The organism is Pseudoalteromonas sp. S2755, from assembly GCF_005886535.1.
In the GTDB taxonomy this organism is placed as follows: Bacteria; Pseudomonadota; Gammaproteobacteria; order Enterobacterales; family Alteromonadaceae; genus Pseudoalteromonas.
Map to the genome: position 1 here is coordinate 32890 of NZ_PNDS01000081.1, position 17068 is coordinate 49957.

Annotated in this window: 14 protein-coding genes; 8 read left to right on the forward strand and 6 right to left on the reverse strand. The window is 43.7% G+C overall.

Features of this window, described 5'->3' with window-relative positions; translation table 11 throughout:
• Positions 1–5 precede the first annotated feature (5 nt).
• A complete protein-coding gene (locus tag CWC03_RS14190) occupies positions 6–899 on the reverse strand; it encodes a DUF350 domain-containing protein (protein WP_138582440.1) in 894 nt (297 codons plus the stop codon).
• A 79-nt stretch (positions 900–978) separates the two neighbouring features.
• Between CWC03_RS14190 and glnE the strand changes: the two genes are divergently transcribed.
• Positions 979–3777 (forward strand): bifunctional [glutamate--ammonia ligase]-adenylyl-L-tyrosine phosphorylase/[glutamate--ammonia-ligase] adenylyltransferase, encoded by a 2799-nt coding sequence (glnE, locus tag CWC03_RS14195; RefSeq protein ID WP_138582441.1) that lies wholly within the window; start codon positions 979–981, stop codon positions 3775–3777.
• 208 nt (positions 3778–3985) lie between these two features.
• On the opposite strand, the gene CWC03_RS14200 is transcribed toward glnE, so the two are convergent.
• The 5 genes from CWC03_RS14200 to tolC all read right to left on the reverse strand — a co-directional run bounded on the left by CWC03_RS14200 (position 3986) and on the right by tolC (position 8850).
• Positions 3986–4474 (reverse strand): hypothetical protein, encoded by a 489-nt coding sequence (locus CWC03_RS14200; protein WP_138582442.1) that lies wholly within the window; start codon positions 4472–4474, stop codon positions 3986–3988.
• A 41-nt stretch (positions 4475–4515) separates the two neighbouring features.
• Positions 4516–5364, reverse strand: coding sequence for a hypothetical protein (locus CWC03_RS14205; protein ID WP_249314047.1), 849 nt, complete (start codon positions 5362–5364; stop codon positions 4516–4518).
• 475 nt (positions 5365–5839) lie between these two features.
• Positions 5840–6448, reverse strand: a complete 609-nt coding sequence (locus CWC03_RS14210; RefSeq protein WP_138582444.1) for a TcpQ domain-containing protein — start codon at positions 6446–6448, stop codon at positions 5840–5842.
• Positions 6449–6473: 25 nt separating this feature from the next.
• The gene (gene lpxL, locus CWC03_RS14215) at positions 6474–7397 is read right to left on the reverse strand and encodes an LpxL/LpxP family Kdo(2)-lipid IV(A) lauroyl/palmitoleoyl acyltransferase (protein WP_138582445.1); all 924 of its coding nucleotides are present in this window, start codon (positions 7395–7397) and stop codon (positions 6474–6476) included.
• 106 nt (positions 7398–7503) lie between these two features.
• On the reverse strand, positions 7504–8850 hold the full coding sequence (gene tolC / locus CWC03_RS14220; protein ID WP_138582446.1) for an outer membrane channel protein TolC: 1347 nt from the start codon (positions 8848–8850) through the stop codon (positions 7504–7506).
• A 247-nt stretch (positions 8851–9097) separates the two neighbouring features.
• Between tolC and CWC03_RS14225 the strand changes: the two genes are divergently transcribed.
• The 7 genes from CWC03_RS14225 (at position 9098) to parC (ending at position 16877) form a co-directional block, all read left to right on the forward strand.
• Positions 9098–9709, forward strand: a complete 612-nt coding sequence (locus CWC03_RS14225; protein ID WP_138582447.1) for an NUDIX domain-containing protein — start codon at positions 9098–9100, stop codon at positions 9707–9709.
• Positions 9710–9720: 11 nt separating this feature from the next.
• Entirely contained in the window at positions 9721–10176 is a 456-nt protein-coding gene (locus CWC03_RS14230) for a DUF1249 domain-containing protein (protein WP_138582448.1), read from the forward strand.
• Positions 10163–10939: a metallophosphoesterase gene (locus CWC03_RS14235; RefSeq protein WP_138582449.1), complete on the forward strand. Its 777-nt coding sequence runs from the start codon at positions 10163–10165 to the stop codon at positions 10937–10939. Before CWC03_RS14230 ends, CWC03_RS14235 begins: the two co-directional genes overlap by 14 nt.
• A complete protein-coding gene (locus CWC03_RS14240; RefSeq protein WP_138582450.1) occupies positions 10924–11487 on the forward strand; it encodes a YqiA/YcfP family alpha/beta fold hydrolase in 564 nt (187 codons plus the stop codon). Before CWC03_RS14235 ends, CWC03_RS14240 begins: the two co-directional genes overlap by 16 nt.
• 77 nt (positions 11488–11564) lie before the next feature.
• Positions 11565–13454, forward strand: coding sequence for a DNA topoisomerase IV subunit B (gene parE, locus CWC03_RS14245; RefSeq protein ID WP_128728601.1), 1890 nt, complete (start codon positions 11565–11567; stop codon positions 13452–13454).
• A gap of 1 nt (position 13455) precedes the next feature.
• The gene (locus CWC03_RS14250; RefSeq protein WP_138582451.1) at positions 13456–14565 is read left to right on the forward strand and encodes a PQQ-dependent sugar dehydrogenase; all 1110 of its coding nucleotides are present in this window, start codon (positions 13456–13458) and stop codon (positions 14563–14565) included.
• An 8-nt stretch (positions 14566–14573) separates the two neighbouring features.
• Positions 14574–16877, forward strand: coding sequence for a DNA topoisomerase IV subunit A (gene parC / locus CWC03_RS14255; protein ID WP_138582452.1), 2304 nt, complete (start codon positions 14574–14576; stop codon positions 16875–16877).
• Positions 16878–17068: the final 191 nt, after the last annotated feature.

Sequence of the window (17068 nt, forward strand, 5' to 3'; positions counted from 1 at the left end):
TTGCGTTACACCGAAAACAAGTTAATAAGTAAATAGCCTATGGAGCAGAAAACCGCAAACTCCAAACATGCGATGCCTACATTATCTTGGTGGTCTACTTCTAAGCCAATATTAACCTTAGGTAAGGATAAATGTAGCAAGACGTAGCTACCAATGTAAAGAAAAAGCCACATTACACCGCAATGCATGACAACTGAAAATAAGTTTTCTACCACTTTTGCACCATGGTAGGGAGCGCTGTGTAGTCCCGCATACATGGCTAAAGAGAGGCCGATGGATTTGCCCGCATAACGGATACCAATAGAAGTGTTTCTGAGATTAAAATTTTGTTGTAAAGAAGCACCTTGATTAAACTTGGCAAAGCGACTTTCTCTAATTTTACTATCTAGCGCATAAAGCAACTGCAATAGCATAAAACCTAGGGCTACGACTAAAAGATCGCTCCAGCCTTTCGGATGCACCCAATGATATAAACCAAGCACCAAAATCGTGTTACCGAGTAACATGCCCGAGTCCACCATCGCGGCGCAGATATTTTGCTTTAAAATCGCTTCTTCTTCGTCAAACTGGTACAAAATCCATTTACGATGGATCCATTGGCCGAAATATACAAAGGCAATGATCAACCCAATATGCAAGGCCACTTGCAGCGGGTGTGCCTGCGCCCTCACCACGCCTAAGTCATTGAATAAGTATGCAACACAAATACACAGCATCGTCACTTGACTGGCATAGCTAATCCCAAGTGCAAAGTTGTCACGTTGGGCGAGCTCGTCATCCAGTAGATTGTTGGCGCTACGTTGGATCATTAAGCGCAGCAAAATAGTTAAACTGCAGACAATGACAAAGCAAATTAAAATCGCTATAAAGTTGATATTGTTTAAAGACAAATAACTCATACTCGGTGTAAGGTTGTGTTTTAGATAGAGTTACTATAACACTGCTCACAAAGAGAGCCAGTCTACCGGGGAGTTTTTTATGTCGGAATTATTTGTTCAAGCAGCGCTGAATACGCTTGCTCAAGAGCGTTACCAAATGATCTATGGTGATGCGCCGATGGAGCCCAAACTGGCACGGTTACTGGCCCTGAGTGATTTTGCCGAGCGTACGCTTGCACGATTTCCTGAGTGGGGAGCTTGGCTGCTCGATGAATCGCAGATGCAAATGCGTGACTGTCCTGATGTGTTTGACTTCTCTGCGCCATTGGTTGAAGAAAAACAAGCTTGGCAGCAGCTGCGTCACTATCGCTTAAAGTATTGGCTTAAAGTGATGTGGCTGGATTTGGTTGCAGGCAATGAGATTGATGACAGCATCCGCTATGTTTCCCAGCTGTCCGATACTTTGATTTCAAATGCTTACCAATGGGCGTACTTAAGCGTAGAAGCGCAATCAGGCTCACCAAAAGATGGGGCTGGTAACTCTATACCTATGACGGTATTAGGCATGGGGAAGCTTGGTGGTAAGGAGCTGAATTTTTCCTCTGATATCGATTTGATCTTTGCCTATCCACGAAGTGTCGACACATCCGGTGGCCGGCGTAGCATTGAGGCGCAAGTTTTTTACACTCGAGTGGCACAAAAGCTTATTTCAGCGCTTAATCAAGTTACCATTGATGGCCAAGTATTCAGAGTCGATATGCGTTTAAGACCATTTGGGGATAGTGGCCCTTTGGTAATGAGCTATGCCGCGATGGAAGATTATTACCAAGATCAAGGTCGAGAATGGGAGCGCTATGCGATGTTAAAGGCGCGGCCAATTGGTGAACCGTCGCCGTATTGGCAAGAGTTTTACGACTTAATTCGGCCGTTCGTCTATCGCCGTTATATTGATTTTTCTGTGATAGATTCACTGCGAAAGATGAAAAATATGATTGCCCAAGAGGTGAGGCGCAAAGGCTTAACGAATAACATAAAGCTGGGCGCGGGTGGGATTCGAGAAGTAGAGTTTATTGTGCAGGCTTTGCAACTGATACGCGGCGGTCGCGAAACGCCATTACAAACCCCTTCATTGTTGCAGGCATTAGAAGAGCTTGAAGTGCTTGATATTGTCCCTGTCGAGGTAAAAAACCGTCTGCATGAGAGCTATTTAGTGCTGCGTAAAGTTGAGCAATATCTACAAGCATTTGACGACAAACAAACGCAAACTTTACCCGACAACAACTTAGATTGTTTGCGCCTGAGCTACTTATTGCAATGTAACGATTACGTCGAAGTCGAGCAAATGCTAAAGGTTGTGACGCAGCATATCCGGGCTGAGTTTAGCCAAGTCATTGGTGAACCGCCTGAAGAAGAGTTAGATGAAGACGACAGCGCGGTGTACGCGTGGCAAACGGGCGAAATCGCTCAGCTAGGCCAGTGCCGAGCTGCACCGTGTTTTGAGACTTGGCAAACTGACTTGGTGGAGTTTAAACAGGGGCTAAGTAAAAAGCAGGCGGGCACTCGTGGTCGCGATATTCTTGATAAGTTAATGCCCGCTTTGCTACGAGAGCTCAGTAAACAAAACATGGAGCCGGCACTTGCTCGCGTGCTCGGTGTGATCAATAAAGTAGCATCTCGTACTGCATATTTGGAGCTACTATACGAAAATCACGGTGCGTTGACTCAACTTATCAAACTTTGTTGTCATAGCGCGTGGATTGCTGAGCATATTGCGAAATACCCTATCCTCCTTGATGAGCTTATCGACCCACAAACTCTCTACAAACCTTTGCCATTAACGGCCTATAAAAACGAGATCCAGCAAGCATTTTTACGTATAGATGAGCAAGATGTTGAGCTACAGATGGAAGCGCTGCGACAATTTAAACAAACGCATCAGCTAAAAGTCGCGGCTGCAGACGCCACTGGCGTGTTGGATATTATGAAGGTGAGCGATCATCTAACTGCGCTTGCTGAGGCGATTATCGCAAAAGCCGTCGATATTGCCTGGGGGCACATGGTGGCGCGTTTTGGTGAGCCTGAAGGTGCAACAATAGCAGAAAAAGGCTTTGCTGTAATAGCGTATGGCAAGGCGGGGGGATATGAGCTCGGTTACAACTCAGATCTAGACTTAGTGTTTGTACATAATCGTGACGGTGAAAGTCAAACTCAGGGTGATAAACCTATCTCTTCAAGACAGTTTTATATGAAGCTGGCACAGCGTTTAATGCACTTATTCAATACCAAAACGCTCTCTGGCATGCTTTACGAATTAGACACTCGACTTCGCCCAGAAGGAAACTCAGGTTTACTCGCTATCAATCTAGAAAGCTTTTACCAATACCAGTTAGAGCAAGCTTGGACATGGGAGCATCAGGCATTAGTTAGAGCTCGTATGGTGTTAGGTGAGTCGAAAATGGCCGCACGATTTGAGGAGATACGTCATGCAATACTAATGCAGCAGAGAGACGTGCCTAAATTGGCGGAAGATGTTCGCAATATGCGTGAAAAAATGCGAGCGCACCTCAACCGAGATAGCGATAGCCTTTTTGACTTAAAGCAGGGAGTGGGTGGGATGACTGATATTGAATTTATCAGTCAATTTATCGTTTTACGATATGGTAATCAGTACCCAGAGCTTTGCATCTACCCAGATAATATTCGTATTTTAGAGGTTGCGAAGCAGGTCTCAGTCTTATCAGAGGGGGAGTGCAAAAGTTTAGTGGATGCTTATTGTTTTTATCGGGATACTTATCATTATCAATGCCTTAATTCGGGCGCTCGATGCATCAGTTTAACGGAATGCGAAAGCATGAGAAACGCTGTTAGTGATATTTGGCACTCCACTTTAGGTATTTAGCCTGAACTTTGGGTAATTAATGCCTTGTAGCATCCAGTTCTAGCACTGAGTGTCCTAGACAAAGGTGGAAAGTCAGTATTTCAGTTTGCTTTTTATCTGAACTTAATGTTATTCCATTGAAGAAAACAAGCTAGATAACGATGTTAGCGAGGTGAATAAGTAAGGCCAAAACACATGGAGTGCTTGGCCTTGCTTCAAATATTTGCTGTTAAGGGATCATGCCACAACGCCACACTCTCACTGTTTGAGTTTCCGTGCGGCAGTTGGTTTGAATTGTCTCGGTCGATGTCGTGGTTACTAGCTTATTGTTAGTTAAACCTATATTACCGCTGTAAGTGTAATTGCTAATCCATCTTCGTCCCTCTGAATCTGTGTACCAATAAGTCCCAGTTCTTGATGTGTAAATGCTCGAGGGGCAAGTATTGGACTGTTCAATGATTCTTAAGCCTGTTTCATAGCTCGTCATTGGCAGTGGAAAGTCTGGTTTGTTCCATAAATGACCTAACCAAGTGACGCCTCCATAGCTACAATGTCTTTTTGTAGTTTCAACCGTTCTCGTTTCAGTATCACAAACTTGAACTTGTCGTGTTTGATAATCCCAATAACCTTGCCCTCCTGGGCAGTCGATTCTGGCTTCAGAAGCTGAACTACACGCTAATAGTGTAGTTCCTAATACGGATAGATAAAAATACTTCATTTTATTCCTTTATTATTAGTTATAGTTAAATGCAACTTTAATCAGTATGTAAACTGTTTGAGCTGCTGTTCATTAAAAAGCGACTTTATTTCAGCCAGCTTTTCAAAGTCGGTGGAAACTTGTTGCTTGGCATAAGGGCTACCTGCGGTGCCTAGCGTGATATCACTTGGTGCACCAAAAACAGATTGACTTAATCGAGATACCTCTTGCTTTTGATACTCTGATAATCCAATTTTATTTAATTCATTTTGTAACATCGCTAACTTTTGACTTGCTAAAAGTTTTTGTTCTCTTAATTCAAAGGCTTGATATTGCTTTATTTGATCTGTACTCAATAAGTTGTTAATGGTTGTCGTGAAAGACTTAGCATTTTCTTGTAATTTATACTCAAAATCAGCCCGAATCTGAGGAGCATTATTAGGATCTGATGATGCCGTTGCTTGGTAATGTTCCCAAACCTCATAGTCTTGATTTGCCTTTGCCATTAAGGCTTCTTGTAATTCGACTTTTTGAACATCATCAAGCTCTATTTCGGCAGACAAGTGACTGATTGTGGGCATGACATTGACAACCTTCAGGCTATCAAGTGATACAGCACGAGCAGCTGATAATTCAGGTTTTGGCTGTTGAGGTAAGGTTAATTGAAAATCGTCTCTATTGCTTTCTGAGCTTGCAAAGTTTGAGTCTCTCTTTGTTTGATTTTCAACTAGTTTCTTTTGTAATTCACTGTTTTTAGATTCGAGCTGTGCCAATTCTGTTTGAAGTGTGTGAATAGCTTGCCGATGAGTTTTATCGACTGACTCTGCAACCTGTGGCTGATTGGTTGAGAAGATAAAATACGCAGAAGCTAAAATAATGCCTGCAAAAAAGGAAATCAAGGTGTTAAACATGATGCTCATTGTTTTTTATTTTTATTGTTTGTTTCTATATTTGATCTTTTGTTATTTTTTGTAAAGTTTTATTTGTGTTTTTGTTGAGGTAAACGATATAAATTAACTTTTATAAGTATGGTTGAAATAGGGTATTTATATTAAGAGTAATTGTGCTGCATAAATTTAATTGTTTGATTTCTAGGGTTATTTTTTCTTTAATATGAGGGGCCTTGGTGTAATACCAATTCGTTTAATTAGTGAGCTATTTTGAGGTGAGAAAATTTTGTTGATAACACCGCTACTGCGTCCTGCTATCGCGAGGTACCAACATCCATGTAGGCCAGGCGAAAGCTTTGCTATTTGCTTGTTTCTAATGAGAAAGCTTTAACATACTTAACATCAGGTTTGCTCCCTCAAATTGAGCAAGTATTAAGACTAATTGCTATGAATGCTTCCTTTAAGCATAAAGACCTAAAAGGAAATTTGTATTTTGTTAGCCCGCTAGCTTACGGCAGTTCTCACGTACATAGATTGGTGGGTTTTCGGTGATAACCGCAGCACGCTCTCGAGGGCAGAAAAATGTGTAGACTTGAAACTCAAAGTCGTCATTTATAGCCGTCCCAACTTGGTAGAGCGCAGTAACAAAGTCAGTATCAAGGCGAAAATTATATTTCACAACGTAATCTCGCTCTAAATACCAAAATAGTTCGACGCCCTCTTCTTTGGCTTGCTTTGTGAGTACATCTTTTAGTGTGTCTCCAGTATCAAAGCGTCTTGGTTGCTTCTCTCCGGTCCATTTAGAGTTAGATGGTTTAACAGCAAGCGCCCTTTGCGCAAGTGCATCATCAAGAGGGTAGGTCGGTTTCCCGAGTGTGATAACGTACTTTTCACGATCAGTATCACGATTGCTCATGCTATTTCTAAAACTTTCGTAAAATTGCGATAGGCCTTGTGCTGCAACATTGGTGGTCTCCCTAAAGTTCAAATCTTTAGAGGCACCAAAAAGAAAATAATAGGCAGCCCAAACGAGTAACACACCTAGTGACAGGTGCTTAGTCCAAAACCAGATTGACGATAATTTATTTTTTTTCTTCTTAGCCATTTCAAACTACTCCAAGACTCTAAGCCTAATAAAACGAAGGTGCCTTTTCATCAGGCCGCGTTTTAAAGCGACGATGCACCCACATATATTGATCCGGTGCGCAATTGATTGCTTGCTCCATTCTCTCGTTGACCCGAGTAACATCCGCAAGATTATTGCCACTTGGGAATGATTCTAAAATAGGTTGTATGTCTAAATGATACATTCCTTTTGCATCTCTCGTACAGTGTAAGCTTAAAGTCTCAGCCTTTTTGCTTGCAGAAAATAATAAAGTACCAGTTGTTGTTGCTGCATCAGGAACGGCGAAGAAAGGAGCAAACTCACAGCGTTTACGTCCATAATCTTGATCTGGCAAGTAGTAGCACACGCGTTTGCTAGAGAGTGTTTTCAATAACCCCTTAACGTCTCGCTTGGTGACTAAATACTCATTTGAACGTAGTCGCCCACGGGTCATAAAAAACTCCATTAGTGGGTTGTTATGCGGGCGATAAAAGCCGACACCCTGAATTTTAGTGCCTAGCACTCGGCTTGCCATCTCAAGGTGCAACATATGGGGAACCAGCATAAGCACCCCTTTTCCTTGCTTTTGCACGGCTTCAATATGCTCTAGTCCTTTAATTGAGCCCACCACTTGATTGATGCGCCACTCTGGCCACCACCATGCCATCCCCGTTTCAAGTGTTGCTATGCCGGTATTTTCCATATTTTTTAATAGCATAGCTTTGTGTTCCGCTTCACTTAGGTGTGGAAAGCAAAGTTTCAAATTGACATCAGCAATATGACGGCGACGTTTCATATATTTATGGACTAGACGTCCAAGACCTCTACCCAGTGCAAATTGAACACCTTGCGGGAGCCATGAGATTAAATACAGGGCGAAAACACCAAGCCAAGTCAGCCAAAATTTAGGTGCTAAGAATGACCATTTGAAAGGTGAGTGAGTAACCAAAGTAATATACCTAAGACTTAATTGAAGCGGCTAGTTTATCTATATTGCTGTAAAAATACAAAAAGCCAGCATAGCTGGCCTTTTCAGAGGGGGATAATCGAAGTACTTAGCCTTCAATCAAACCTTGGTTGATTGCTTCAAGATCGCTACGAGATAGTGTACCTGCTGCTTGTTTTAAACGCAGCGACGAAAGTACATAGCGATAACGAATATCAGCTAGGTTACGTTTCGCGTTATACAGGTTTTGCGTACTTACGAGTACGTCCACGATGGTACGAGTACCTACATCAAAGCCCGCTTCAGTTGCTTGTAATGCACTTTCTGCTGAAACAACCGCTTGCTCTAGCGCACGGTAAGTTGCAACGTCTGAAACCACTTGGTTATAAGACGTGATCACTGAACGTGTCATGTTACGCATTGCTGCTTCCATATCTTCGCTGCTAGCAAGAAAGTTTGCACGAGCTTGATCGGTCGCCGCAACGGTTTGACCACCAGTGTAAATTGGTACGTCCAACGTTAAACCTACTGAAGTTCTGTCACTACGTGGTGCATGTTGTCTGCCAGCACTGTCAGCTAAAGAATCAGAATACGTAGCGTTTAATTTTAGGGTAGGGTAGTGCCCCGCGTTTGCTAAATCTATTTGGTCTTTTGCAATGTCTAACGCAGATTTTGCAACTTGAAGGTCTAAGTTTTTCGCTTTAGCAATCTCGATAAAATCGCTCGTATTTTGCGTGGGCTTAACTGTTGAAAAGGTTTCAGTATTCAACTTATCTAACTTAGCGTGATACTTACCCGTAATTGTACGTAATGTTTCACGTGCTGTTTCAACAGCATTACCAGCTATGATTTCGTCTGCAACTGCACGGTCAAATTGCGCTCTTGCTTCATGCACGTCCGTGATTGCGGTTAAGCCGACTTCATAGCGCTGCTTCGTTTGTTCAAGCTGGCGTTCGATAGCGCGCTTCTCTGCTTGTACGAACTCTAGACTATCTAATGCGCTTAGCACATTAAAGTAACCTTCAGCGATACGGATGATTAGCGTTTGCTTTTGTTGTTCATACTGTGTAGCTGCTTGCATAGCACGTTTTTCGGCAATCGATAGTCCTTGCCAAGATGCCATATTAAAGATGGTTTGGTTCAAAGAGATTGAACGCTGAAAAGTGTCAGTGTCAGACTCATGTAAAGTGTAACCAGTACCATCATGCTGCTCGTTCAGGGCGCCTTCTGATGTGACATCGGTATAACTCATTTGAAAGCCAAGCTGAGGTAGCAATACGCCTAATGCTTGGTCTTGTGCATATTTTTGCGCATCAGCCTGCGCTTTAGCCTTTAATACGGTAGGATCGTTAGCCGTTGCAATGTCGTATACTTGCAGTAGGTCTTCCGCGTGGGACAGGCTGCTTGAAAGTGCGCACGACAACCCAACAACTAATGATAGTAGAGTTTTTTTCATTTTTCGCTCAGTCCTTAGACAATTTTTATACTGTCAGCATGTTACCCTGTTTTTGCGGCCCAATTAAAGGCCAAATGCGTAAAACATCGCCAACAAGTGTAACAGAATATATTAATACCACTTGGGTATTGTAAAGTGGAAAAAGTTAAAGGTAAACGACTTCGTTTACTTATTCAGATATGACCCTACTATAAGGGCGATTGGTTAGCTTTTAAACCGTTGCTATTAAAAAATACAGGATTATTTTATGAAACCTTTGAGTCAGTTCAACAAAGCCGACGTCAATGTTTCTTCAATAGAAACAATCTTCAATGGCTTTTTTACCATACACAAGTACCAATTTACCCATGCTTTATTTAATGGCGGTGTATCAGAGCTGATAACTCGCGAGATATTAGAGCGTGGTCATGCGGTTGCAATATTGCCGTACGATCCTGTTACAGACAGCGTGTTGCTTATTGAGCAAATTCGCATTGGAGCGTTAGCTTCAAAACACTCTCCTTGGCTTTTGGAATGCATTGCAGGGATGGCTGAAGGGAGCAAAGACTATGAGAGTGTAGCAAGAAAAGAAGCCAAAGAAGAAGCTGGACTTGAGCTTGATAAGCTCATTTATATGCGCTCTTATTTGTCAAGTCCAGGTGGTACAACAGAGCGACTATATCTGTATTTAGCACTTGCTGATTTATCTGAAGCGGGTGGGGTTTATGGATTGGCTGAAGAAGGTGAAGATATTAAAGTGCATGTGATGCCACTTGATGAAGCCCTTACACGCCTTGATAATGAGGAAATCGATAACGCTGCCACTGTTATTAGTCTACAATGGTTGGCATTAAATAAAGCGCGGATAGAAGCAGTTTAGGAGTCGTATTTTTGTCACAAGTGCTGAGTTCAAAGCAGTATATTCAATCTCTGCCCCGTTATATCACACTTTGCGAACGTAATTATTTACGGGCGCTAAAATTGCTACCTGAAGAAGTGGTCGGTGAGAGTCGAGTGATTGACTTAGCGTCTGCGCGCTACTGTTTGAGCGTAGCTGGAGTCAGTAAATACACAACGGACATTCACATCGAGCAAATGGCGACAGTAAGCGCCCATCTACCACATTTTTCGTTGTCTGTGCGCCTTTACCATGATGCTAAAGTGGCTGAAGTCATTCATCGTGATTATCATCGTCGAATAAAGCCATCTTATGGCTATCCAAATCCTGATATGCACCAAAAAGACGAAAAATATCAAATAAATGCGTTTTTAGCTGATTGGCTTATGGTGTGTTTAGAAAAAGGCCGTGTGCATTTAAACTGGGATGTAAACAATGGCTTGGTTTGATCTCGAGCTACAATTCAATAAAGCGCAAATTCGTATTGGCCATCTTACGGATTGTCATTTGTTTGCCACGCCCTCTGGGGAATACTTTGCAGTAAATACCGCTGCTAACTTTGAACGCACTCTGGCTGCGATGGCCAAGGAGCATTTTGATTGTGTGGTGTTTGGCGGTGATTTAACACAAGATCATAGTGCGGCTTCTTATTATGAGTTTGCCCGTCTAGTTACAGAGAGTGATTTACAATGCCCTGTGCTTTGGGTGCCGGGAAATCACGACGAGCTAGCTTTACTTGAAGAAATAAGTATAGGGCAAATCGTTCGTCATAAGCGCATCTCAGGTCCGTTTGGCCAAGTGCTATTGTTAAATTCAAAAGGTAAAACACCCGCCGGATGGTGCGCTAAGTCACATTTAGTGACGCTCAAAGACACGCTTCACAATAATATCAACAACAATACGATTGTTTTTACTCACCACCATCCTAGGCCGATTGATGGCTATTTAGATAAACACATGCTCGAAAATGGTCCTGCATTGTTAAACCTGCTGGTGGACTCAGGGCAAGTTTCAGGGCTATTTCATGGTCATGTGCACAATGAATATCAACAACAATTTCGCACTTTACCTATCTATGCTACGCCTGCAACATCAATCCAATTTGATAAGCACACAGAGGACTGGTGTCAGTCTGACTTGGGTCCCGCTTATCGTGTCATCGTATTTAGTAAAAGCGCTATAACAACAGAGGTAAAATGGCTCGGAAAGTAGTTTATATTCATGGCTTTAATAGCTCTGAGCTCTCCTATAAAGCAACGGCATTTGGTGAATATATGTTGGATAAACAAACGCCATATATTGTTCCAAGACTGCATTATGACCCGAGAGTCGCATTGGCACAGTTGGATAGCGTCATTGATTCTGATACTGTGTTATTAGGTAGCTCGTTAGGCGGCTATTACGCCACCTACTTTTCGCAACATCTTGGCTGTAAAGCGGTGGTGATAAACCCTGCAGTTAGGCCTTTTTCATTATTAAATGACTACCTTGGACCACAATACAATCCTTATCAGGATTGTCATTATGAGCTGCTGCATGAGCATATTGATGCGTTAAAATCCATGTATGTCGAGCAGCTTAGTAATCCAGAAAACTTGCTATTATTGCAACAAACGGGCGACGAGGTGCTGCCTTTTGAAGAGGCGGTGCGTTATTATAGTCATTGTCGTCAAATTATTGAGTTTGGTGGGGATCATAGCTTTGTTGAATTTCCACGCTATTTTGACACCATCACCAAATTTTTAACTATCAAAAATTAGAATTTATGCACAAAGCTCTGCTCAAAGCTGTACGTTGTGCATATACTAGCGGATAAAAAGATAACTAGAACTAGCCTATGAGTCAGCAAAACTATAATGCCGAAGCTATTGAGGTACTCAATGGCTTAGAGCCAGTTAAGCGCCGTCCAGGCATGTATACCGATACCACCAGACCTAATCATTTAGGCCAAGAGGTTATCGATAACAGTGTCGATGAAGCCTTAGCCGGACATGCCACCAAAATTGACGTGATCTTGCACGAAGACAACTCTTTTGAAGTCATCGATGACGGTCGAGGAATGCCTGTGGACATTCACCCAGAGGAGGGTGTGCCTGGGGTTGAATTGATCCTGACCAAACTTCATGCCGGGGGCAAGTTTTCCAATAAAAACTACCAGTTCTCCGGTGGTCTTCATGGGGTGGGTATATCAGTTGTTAATGCGTTGTCGACTCGAGTCGAAATTACCGTTAAACGCGATGCGCAAATCTATGAAATGGCATTTGAAAACGGCGATAAAGTCGAAGACTTACGAGTGACAGGAAGTGTTGGCAAGCGTAATACCGGCACCTCAGTACACTTTTGGCCCGATGCGAGTTATTTTGACTCAGCTAACTTCTCAATTACTAAGTTAAACCACTTGCTTAAAGCCAAGGCTGTATTGTGTCCTGGGCTTAGAATTCGTTTTGTAAATAAACAGACGAAAGAAACGCAAGAATGGCACTATGAGGCAGGTCTTGAGGATTACCTAAAAGACAGCGCTGAAGGCTATGAAGTGCTGCCGAAATCCCCATTTACAGGCAGTTTCAGTGGCTCAACCGAAGGGGTTGATTGGGCGCTTCATTGGTTGCCTGAGGGCGGTGAATCTATCGCTGAAAGCTACGTAAACCTTATTCCAACGGCACAAGGTGGAACCCATGTAAATGGGTTACGCCAAGGCTTACTTGAAGCGATGCGGGAGTTTTGTGAATTCAGAAACCTGATCCCACGTGGCGTGAAACTGACGCCTGATGATGTTTGGGATCGCTGTAGTTATGTCTTGTCGGTTAAGATGCAAGACCCACAATTTGCCGGTCAAACCAAAGAAAAGCTGTCATCACGTTCGTGCGCTACTTTTGTATCAGGCATTGTCAAAGACGCCTTTAGTCTATGGTTGAACGAACACACTGAAACTGCAGAGTTACTTGCTGAGCTGTGTATCAGTAATGCGCAAAAACGTTTGCGTGCTGCGAAAAAAGTGGTTCGTAAAAAAGTCACTTCGGGTCCTGCTTTACCGGGTAAATTAACCGATTGTTCTGGAAGTGAAACCGAACGCTCAGAAATCTTTTTGGTGGAAGGGGATTCAGCAGGTGGCTCGGCAAAACAAGCACGAGACCGCGAATTCCAAGCAATCATGCCACTGCGCGGTAAAATCCTAAATACCTGGGAGGTGGAATCTGGGCAGATCTTAGCCTCGCAAGAAGTACATGATATTTCTGTTGCCTTAGGTATCGACCCTGACTCTGAAGACTTATCTGGTCTACGCTATGGTAAAATATGTATCCTTGCGGATGCAGACTCCGACGGACTTCATATTGCTACTTTGTTATGCGCGCTCTTTGTAAGACACTTTCCAGAGCTTGTTCGTAAGGGACATGTTTTTGTTGCTATGCCGCCGCTATTTCGTATCGATGTTGGTAAGGAGGTTTACTATGCTCTTGATGAAGATGAGAAAAAGGGCATTTTAGACCGTATTGAGGCCGAAAAGAAACGCGGTAAAGTTAACGTACAGCGCTTTAAAGGATTGGGTGAAATGAACCCGTTGCAATTGCGTGAAACCACTATGGATCCAAATACTAGACGTTTAGTTCAGCTGACACTAGATGAGCCTGAGCAAACCCTCGAAATGATGGATATGCTGCTAGCTAAAAAGCGCTCTGGCGACCGTAAAATTTGGCTTGAACAGCACGGAGATAAGGCAGAGGTTTAACATGAAAATACATAGTAAATTGACCACGGTAGCGACGACGCTGGCAGTGGCGCTACTAAGCTCACAAGCACTGGCAAACGATATGCTTTCGCGCCTTTCAGTACCTAAAGGGTATGAGCTGAGCTATTTTGCTAAAGATGTTGAGAATGCAAGACAAATGGCGGTGGGCAAAGACGGCACTGTGTACGTTGGCTCTCGCAAAGCGGGCAAAGTTCACGCACTCATTGACAATAATCGTGATGGTGTAGCCGACAAGAAAATCTTAGTTGCAGAAGGGCTGAATATGCCCTCCGGTATCGCCCTAAAAGATGGTGACTTATATGTTGCTGAAGTTGAGCGTATTGTACGTTTTAAGCAAATCGCAAAAAACCTCAAGGCACCGATAAAAGAAGTGGTGTTCGATGATTTGCCTGACAAACGTCACCATGGCTGGAAGTACCTGACAGTATCGCCTGAAGGTGAACTGATCATTCCTGTTGGCGTGCCTTGTAATATTTGTGCCGAAGACCCTAAGTTTGGCCGTATATTTTCACTAAATCTTGAGACGAAAAAGCTTTCGACGATTGCCAAAGGCGTGCGTAACTCAGTGGGTTTTGATTATCACCCAGTAACCGGAAAATTATGGTTTAGCGATAATGGTCGCGACATGATGGGAGATGACATTCCACCATGTGAAATCAACCGCGTTGACGAAATAGGTCAGCATTTTGGCTTTCCGTATGTTCATGGCGGCAGTGTGCTAGACCCTGAATTTGGCGAGGGTAAATCGGTGACTGATTACACCATGCCTGCACTTGCATTACAAGCACACGTTGCACCGCTGGGCATCCACTTTTACCGTGGCGAGCAATTTCCAAAGGCAATGAAACATCAGCTTTTTGTTGCTGAACATGGCTCATGGAACCGCAGCAAAAAAGTGGGCTATCGAGTAATGCGAGCAAACGTGCAAGATGGCCAAATTAGAGGCTATGAGCCTTTCCTTACCGGCTTTATGGAAAACGAAACAACCTATGGTCGACCTGCCGCAATTGCAGAGCTTAGCGACGGTAGCCTGCTCGTTTCCGATGATTACGCCAATGCGATATATCGCATCAGCTACAACAACAAGTAAGGTGTAACATGACAGATCCTCAAGCCTTGTCCTTGCAAGGCATTGAACAACTTCCGATGGGGCGTTTTACTGAAGATGCCTACCTGAACTACTCCATGTATGTGATCATGGATAGGGCGTTGCCGCATATTGGTGACGGCCTGAAGCCTGTACAACGTCGTATTGTATATGCGATGAGTGAGCTGGGCTTATCTGCTCAAGCAAAATACAAAAAATCTGCCCGTACCGTTGGTGACGTATTGGGTAAATATCACCCTCATGGCGATAGTGCTTGTTATGAGGCCATGGTACTCATGGCGCAGCCGTTCTCTTATCGCTATCCGCTGGTGGATGGCCAAGGTAACTGGGGTGCTGCGGATGATCCTAAATCATTTGCTGCGATGCGTTATACCGAGGCGCGTTTATCTAAGTTTTCAGAAGTACTGCTGAAAGAGCTTGGTCAAGGTACGGTTGATTGGACCGCTAACTTTGATGGTACCCTAGATGAGCCACAAGTATTACCCGCGCGTTTACCACATATCTTGTTGAATGGGGTGACAGGTATTGCGGTGGGGATGGCAACCGATATTCCGCCGCACAACGTGCGTGAAGTTGCTGAAGCTTGTTGTTTGTTATTGGATAAGCCTAAATCCGAACTAGAAGAAATTCTAGAATTGGTCAAGGCGCCTGACTATCCAACCGATGCGGAAATCATTACGCCGCAAGAAGAGATCAAAAAGCTTTACACTACAGGTCGTGGCTCAATCAAGATGCGTGCTGTATACACCGAAGAGCAAGGCGAAGTGGTGATCACCGCGTTGCCACACCAATGTTCGGGTGCCAAGGTGCTAGAGCAGATAGCAGCACAAATGACAGCGAAGAAACTCCCTATGGTAGCGGATTTACGCGACGAATCGGATCATGAAAATCCGACGCGTATCGTCATCGTACCGCGCTCAAATCGAGTTAAGGTCGAGCCATTAATGGCGCACCTATTTGCCACAACGGATCTTGAAAAGAACTACCGTGTTAATATCAATATGATTGGTTTAGACGGCCGTCCACAAGTTAAAGACTTGCGTCAGATTTTATCTGAATGGCTAGTATTCCGTCGTGAAACGGTACGTAGACGTTTGCAGTATCGTTTAGACAAAGTGCTCGCGCGTTTGCATATTCTTGAAGGTTTGATGATTGCATTTTTGAATATCGATGAAGTCATCGAAATCATTCGCAACGAAGACAAGCCAAAAGAAGAGTTAATAGCGCGTTTTGGTCTTTCAGATAAGCAGGCAGAAGCAATTCTAGACCTGAAATTACGCCACCTTGCAAAGCTTGAAGAAATGAAGATCCGTGGTGAGCAAGATGAGCTTGAAAAAGAGCGTGATGGACTGGAAAAAACCTTAGGCTCTGAACGTCGCATGTCGACGTTGATGAAAAAGGAAATTCAAGAAGCTGCTGAATTGTATGGCGATGATAGACGCTCACCGGTAGTTGAGCGTGGTGAAGCCAAAGCGCTTAGCGAAAAGGATTTGATCCCATCAGAGTCTGTAACAGTTGTGCTATCTGAAAAAGGCTGGGCGCGTTTTGCAAAGGGTCATGATATCGATGCCGAAGGGCTAAGCTACCGCTCAGGAGACAGTTATAAAGCTTCTGCGAAAGGCAAGAGTAATCAGCCTGCGGTGTTCTTGGATACCTCAGGGCGAGCCTTTGCAACCGATGCGCATAGTTTACCTTCAGCCCGAAGTCAGGGCGAACCGATGACTGGGCGGTTTAACTTGGCGCCAGGGTGTAACTTTGAACATGTGGTCATGGGCGAAGAGAAGTCGACTTACCTGATGGCGACCGATGGCGGTTACGGCTTTATTAGTGACTTTGCTGATATGGTGAGCAAAAACAAAAATGGTAAAGCGTTCGTTAGCGTACCAAAAGGTGCACATTTGATGGCGCCAATTCAAGTATTCGATGTTGCCACCGATATGTGCATGGCGATTTCGAGCGAAGGCAGAATGCTACTATTCCCATTACGTGATTTACCTAAGCTTGGTAAAGGTAAGGGGAATAAGATTATCTCAATCCCTAGCGCGAAAGTGCAAAGCCGCGAAGAGTTTGTCAAAGTGTTAGCGGTAGTACCTGAAGGCGTTTCTGTTACCTTACATGCAGGTAAGCGCAAGCTAACCTTAAAGCCGAGTGATTTAGAGCACTATTACGGTGAGCGAGGTCGTAGAGGTAATAAGTTACCACGCGGATTACAGCGTGTTGATAGTTATGATCTAGAGCACAATGGTGTCGAGACACCAGAAGACAATGACGCTAGCGTAGATACCGAAGAATAACCGATATAGGCCGCCCACCGCGGCCTTATTTTTATCTCTTGAAAACCATCGCGAGGTGAACTCGCTTATATGGACTCCTCCAATTGTACAAGCCATTTTTTGCATTATTGGTGTGATTGCGTGCTTATATCCGGGCTCTTGATGAGGTGCTACCTCGGCCTCTTTGATGTTTTCGCGCCCTTGTGCCTTCT